The organism is Peribacillus sp., from assembly GCF_059453735.1.
Genome location: NZ_JAZVJO010000187.1, coordinates 1 through 5,387, shown reverse-complemented (window position 1 = coordinate 5,387; position 5,387 = coordinate 1). Strand labels below are relative to the sequence as shown.

The following is a 5,387-nucleotide window of genomic DNA, read 5'->3' as shown; positions in this document are numbered from 1 at the left end:
CCTATGTTAGTGTCAGAACGGTTTAGCTGCAATAAAAGCAACAACAAAAGCATCCTGATCAAGGCGGTCTTTATGACCTCCTTCGCTTTAGCCGACGAAGTTAGCTGACGGGTAGGATGGCGAAAGAGTCTCTCATCCCTTTTGCAAATGCAAAATTAACCCCAAAAAGTGGTTCCTCCGTTCTCAATACGTGAGATTAGGCCGAAATTAAATTGTATTTTATGAAACTTATTCTACTCCCACGTCTCATCACTTGTAAACCCCTATGGGATAGTAAATACGCTCAAAATCACCCATATTCGTTCGTTTTCATTTAATTTCTTGACTAAAACACTATATATTTCTATAAATCTTACTATTTTAAATTATTAATAAGTATTTCAAATAGGATCAACAAGAATTTAGATTGGAATATCATAGTGATGTCAAAAAAAAACGGAGGAAAGACTAGGAGTATTTATTGTGATATTTGGAATGCCGACTCTTACCCCGAAAATCCGACAAATTACTTTGTAAGCGTCTTCCGTATTGCACTTGTTTTATTAAAGTATTTAAAAAATATGCGAGAATATCAGTTTGGCCATTTTTCGTGTAACACCTTTCTATTATTGGATGAACTGCTTCGTTTGGTTGATTAGTTGCAGTATCGAGGTATGATCAAAAGCTTTCTTTGTCAAATCAGTCTTTTTCACTTTAGGATAAGAGTGTAACTCTCCGATAGATTGATCGTTTACAAACCAATCATTTATAGGTAAATAATTTAAAGCAGCATCAGTCCACGCATCTTGCAAAACGGGACTATATAGTCGGTTTCTTTTATTTGTAGAAAATACACCGCTCCAGTAATCCGAACGTGATCCAGAGTGCGGAACGTCACAAGAAAATTCGAGACACCCCTGCAACACATTTATATCCTGAAATAAAAGCCGATAGAGTTTTTTACCAATAAGAATTCTACTTTTCGGATCTGCAAATCGTTTAACGACTAAACCTGTCAATCTTGTCAGCTCATATTTTTTTTGCTGATACGGAAACAGAACCATTGTGAACCCCAAATTCTCTTGCAGTTGAAAATCAAGTCGTTTCATGATCTGACTATGTGGAGGTCGTGTTATCAAACGCTGCTCTAGCATCTGCTGTTCATTAATAATCATTGCAATCGTTAGTAATGAGGATTTTCTATTATGAATAAACAGGTCCCATATCGGATGCATAAAGCGAGATACATGAAAAATAGCAAGGAATTTACTCAAGTCGATTCGTTGCTTCACCGTATAACTATATAGCAACAACTGTGGATAAGCATCGGCAAAAATGGCTGCATTAGCATCTTCTAGAAAATAGAAAAACTTCTTTCGCTCTGTTTCTGTGAAAAGTTGGTTCATTAAATCGCTCTTAAGATCAGTCATATGGTAACCACCGTTACGAGATACAAAATGGGCAAGCAATGCCCAATGAATCTCAGGGTGTTTAATATAAAAAGACAAATAAGCTTCTGTTCGTGTGAGATTATTACGATTATATTTCGTGGTTTCAGCTCGAATGGCTTTAATTATTTTCGTTTCATTTGGAAGCAAAGCGATACTGTGCTTACTAGGTTGTTCATATTCAAACAATAATTTCTGTTTAAGTTCTTCAAACTCTTTTACAGGTAATACTGTTTCATTTTCTTTTGTATCAAAGAACTGCAGGAAGGACGGGATCAGCTTAATAACTCTTCCTCCTCTCAACAAACAACCTTTTCTTTTATATATGTAAAAACAAATTTTTGGCCGCTTATACCATGGTGAAAATACAAAAAAGTCATCCTCGAAAGGATGACTTTTAGGGTTATCTAGTTTTTGTGCTAATTGCTTGTTCCCATAGGAGTCGATTACTGCTGTCAGGATCATGTTCCACTCTGCTTTCACGATCAAATAGCAAGGTTGTTCGTTTATCTAGGTCATATGGCGGCCAGTGAACCATGCTTTGTTCATCTGGATTTCCTGTTCGTATAAAGGCAATCCATGCTTGGTGAATTTGATCGGCTAGTAACTGTTCTTCAGGTGTTCCGGCAAGAAATGGTACGGATTTGTGAAGATTATTCCAAACAAATAAGAGCTCGAGTGCATGAAAGGCTTTCATTTTCCCTTCAAAAATAGGGCTTTCATAATCAAATCGATCCATCCAGACGGGGGCACCTTGTTCGATCTGTTGTTCAGCTAGTTGAATCGAAGGATAGGTAAATAGATTGAACGTCATCACTTGATCATAAAGTTCATGAGTTAACGGTGACTCTTTAAAAGAAGGTGAAAGTTGAGACCAAATAGAACCTAGTGATTTTTCAAAACGTGTACGTATTTCTTTCTCGTCGATCGTACGCCAACTTTGATCGAAAAAGGTGAACAAATTATGTTCATCACGGTTTGTTCCAATCAATACGGGAATATTTTTGGAACTGCCAGCTGCGAGTGCTTGATCAGGATTTTGAGGCAGATATTCACCATCAACAGTCGGACACCATGTTGTGACATCGGCCGCTGCCTCCATAAGTTCATCAACCGATAGTTCTTCTAAACGTGCCAAATCGTTTTCTGTTAGTTGTAATTGTTTTAAAACACGTTTAGCTGTATCTGTCGCTTGATGCTTTGTATGATACATGTTTGGTGGACAGCTTTGTAATATACCCTGTTGAAACAGGCCCGCAGCTGAAGGCATGGCAAGTAAAGCAGCAACACTCATAGCTCCCGCTGATTCACCAGCAACGGTAATCTTATTCGGGTCTCCCCCAAATGCTGTGATATTATCATGTATCCACCCCAAGGCAGCAATCTGATCAAGAATGCCACAATTTCCAGAAGCTGCGTATTTTTCTCCTCCTAGTTCGCCTAAATGAAGAAAACCTAAGATTCCTAAACGATAGTTGAGAGTGACAACAACGATATCCCCCATTTCCGCAAACGATTCACCGTTATATGCTGAAGAAGATCCAGAGCCGTTAGTAAAGGCGCCACCGTGAATCCAGACTAATACGGGCCGTCGTTTTTCATCTGCTGATGGAGACCAAATATTTAGGTAGAGACAGTCTTCACTTGAATCCATCGGGTTGTCACCTAAGAACTTCATTATGTCACGGCTCTTTTGCACTGCCACACTGCTGAATTCTATTGTCTCACGCACGCCTTGCCAAGAATCATGTTTCTCTGGAGCCATAAAACGAAGTTTGCCTAAAGGAGGTTTAGCATAAGGTATTCCTTTCCAAACAAAAACATTTCCCACGGATTCTCCTTTAATTTGACCATTGGACGTTTCTACTATCGTACCGGTCATCGGTCTATCCCCTCTCTTCTATCAGTCTAGATTTCTTCAAGTAGTTCGACATAGGCGACTCAATTACCTTTAACTGGTAAATCATTTTCTTATTGATAAAAATTTGAGTATGAAGTGTTAAAATGCGAGGAGATATTATTAATATTCTATCGAGGTTGTTCTTGAAATAAAGGTTCAATGTTTGTACTTAATATTCGTTCTTGCCTAACTCAAAAATACCTGTAGGGGTATATAGGTTATATAACCTATGAACTTACTCTTCCCTTCATAGAAAAAGGTCGATTTCCGCTATGGAATCGACCTTTTAACGCGCTTATAGTTGTTTCTTTTTCCAAAATCCTAGTAACACTGCTGTAATTAAGGAACCGATTACAATCGCAAGTAAGTAAAGAACTGGATGATTAACTAACCAAATAACAAAGACCCCTCCGTGCGGTGCTGGTAAAGTTACATCAAAAGCCATGGATAAACCACCAGCTGTTGCTGCACCAATAACACTGCTGACAATAACACGAATTGGATCCGCTACGGCAAATGGGATGGCTCCTTCTGTTATAAAAGATACACCCATAAAGTAATTCGTAAATCCTGATTTTCTTTCCAGTTCGGTGAATTTATGTTTAAAGAAAGTTGTAGCCAGTGCAATACCTAGCGGCGGTACCATTCCCCCGGCCATAACAGCAGCATGTGGTCCAAAACTTTGTGCTTCAATGGCAGCGATGCCAAATGTGAACGCCGCTTTATTTAGTGGACCCCCCATATCTACTGCCATCATCCCAGCAAGCAGAATACCTAAAAGAATGGCATTTGAACCCGATAAACCTTGAAGCCAATTTGTTAACCCCTGATTAAGTAATGTTAGCGGTTCATTTATCACCATAATCATGAGTAACCCTGTAATTAACATACCGAAAACAGGATAGAGCAGTACGGGTTTAATCCCTTCAAACGCCTGAGGTAATTTCGAAAACAGCTTTTTTAATCCTAATACGATATATCCAGCAAGGAAACCCGCAATCAATCCGCCTAGGAAGCCTGCTCCAGCTTGTGCAGCTAATAAGCCGCCAACCATACCAGGTGCAAAACCAGGACGATCAGCAATACTTGAAGCAATATAACCCGCTAACACAGGAACTAAGAAGAAGAATGCACCCATTGTTCCTCCGCCGATATCATTTAAGGCTTTAGCAATTGGATTATAGTGTGGACTTGTTGGATCGGATGCTTCAATGCCAAAGAAGAAGGAAAGAGCGATAAGAATCCCGCCGCCCACGACAAATGGAAGCATATTACTGACACCGCTCATTAAATGCTTATAGATTTGTTGACCAACACTTGACGACGATGATGTTTCTTTTTTACTTTCGTTACCTGAGCTTTTGTAAATCGGGGCATCTTGTTTAATAGCTCTATTCAGCAATTCTTCGGGCTTTCTCAAACCTTGGGCTACGGGAACGATTAGGACGTGCTTACCATCGAATCGATCCATTTCAACTTGTTTATCAGCTGCAACAATAATTGCATCTGCTTCTGCAATTTCCTCAGCAGTCAGCTCATTTTTAATCCCAGTTGAGCCATTCGTTTCTACTTTAAAATCAATTTCCATTTCTTTTGCTTTAGCTTTTAATGCATCAGCCGCCATGTATGTATGGGCAATGCCGGTCGGGCAAGCTGTAACTGCTAATATTTTTTTAGCTACAGATGATGTAGAAGGCCTTTGTTCCCTTTCTTCAGCTTCTCTTTTTTCATCTTCAGCAGCTGTCATTTCTTTTTGATTAATAATGGCAATAATTTCTTCTTTAGTAGCAGCCTCCATCAGCTGAGTTCTGAACGTAGTATCCATTAATAATGATGATAACCGAGAAAGTGTCTCTAGGTGGTCTGTATTGGCCCCTTCACTAGCTGCAATCATAAAGAACAAGTGAGCAGGACGTGCATCAAGTGATTCGTAGTCTACACCCGATTTAGATCTTCCAAAACAAATCGCTGGAGTTCTTACAGCACTCGTCTTCGCATGAGGAATAGCGATTCCTTCGCCAATTCCTGTCGTACTTTGTTCTTCCCTTTTTAAAATGGCA

3 protein-coding genes and 1 riboswitch are annotated in these 5,387 nt (G+C 39.4%); all 3 genes read right to left on the bottom strand.

Annotated features, from left to right (window positions below; all coding sequences use genetic code 11):
• Window positions 1-74: 74 nt before the first annotated feature.
• A riboswitch (cyclic di-AMP (ydaO/yuaA leader) is annotated at window positions 75-213 on the bottom strand.
• Window positions 214-605: 392 nt separating this feature from the next.
• Window positions 606-1,730 (bottom strand): DUF2515 family protein, encoded by a 1,125-nt coding sequence (locus AC52RT_RS06100; RefSeq protein ID WP_495539920.1) that lies wholly within the window; start codon window positions 1,728-1,730, stop codon window positions 606-608.
• A 100-nt stretch (window positions 1,731-1,830) separates the two neighbouring features.
• Window positions 1,831-3,309, bottom strand: a complete 1,479-nt coding sequence (locus AC52RT_RS06095) for a carboxylesterase/lipase family protein (RefSeq protein ID WP_495539919.1) — start codon at window positions 3,307-3,309, stop codon at window positions 1,831-1,833.
• A 313-nt stretch (window positions 3,310-3,622) separates the two neighbouring features.
• Window positions 3,623-5,387: PTS fructose transporter subunit IIABC (locus AC52RT_RS06090; protein ID WP_495539918.1), on the bottom strand; the 1,765-nt coding region annotated here is incomplete at its 5' end.

Bases quoted from the DNA above. Each gene is read 5' to 3' on its own strand.
- AC52RT_RS06095 (WP_495539919.1), bottom strand. From the start codon at position 3,309: ATGACCGGTACGATAGTAGAAACGTCCAATGGTCAAATTAAAGGAGAA.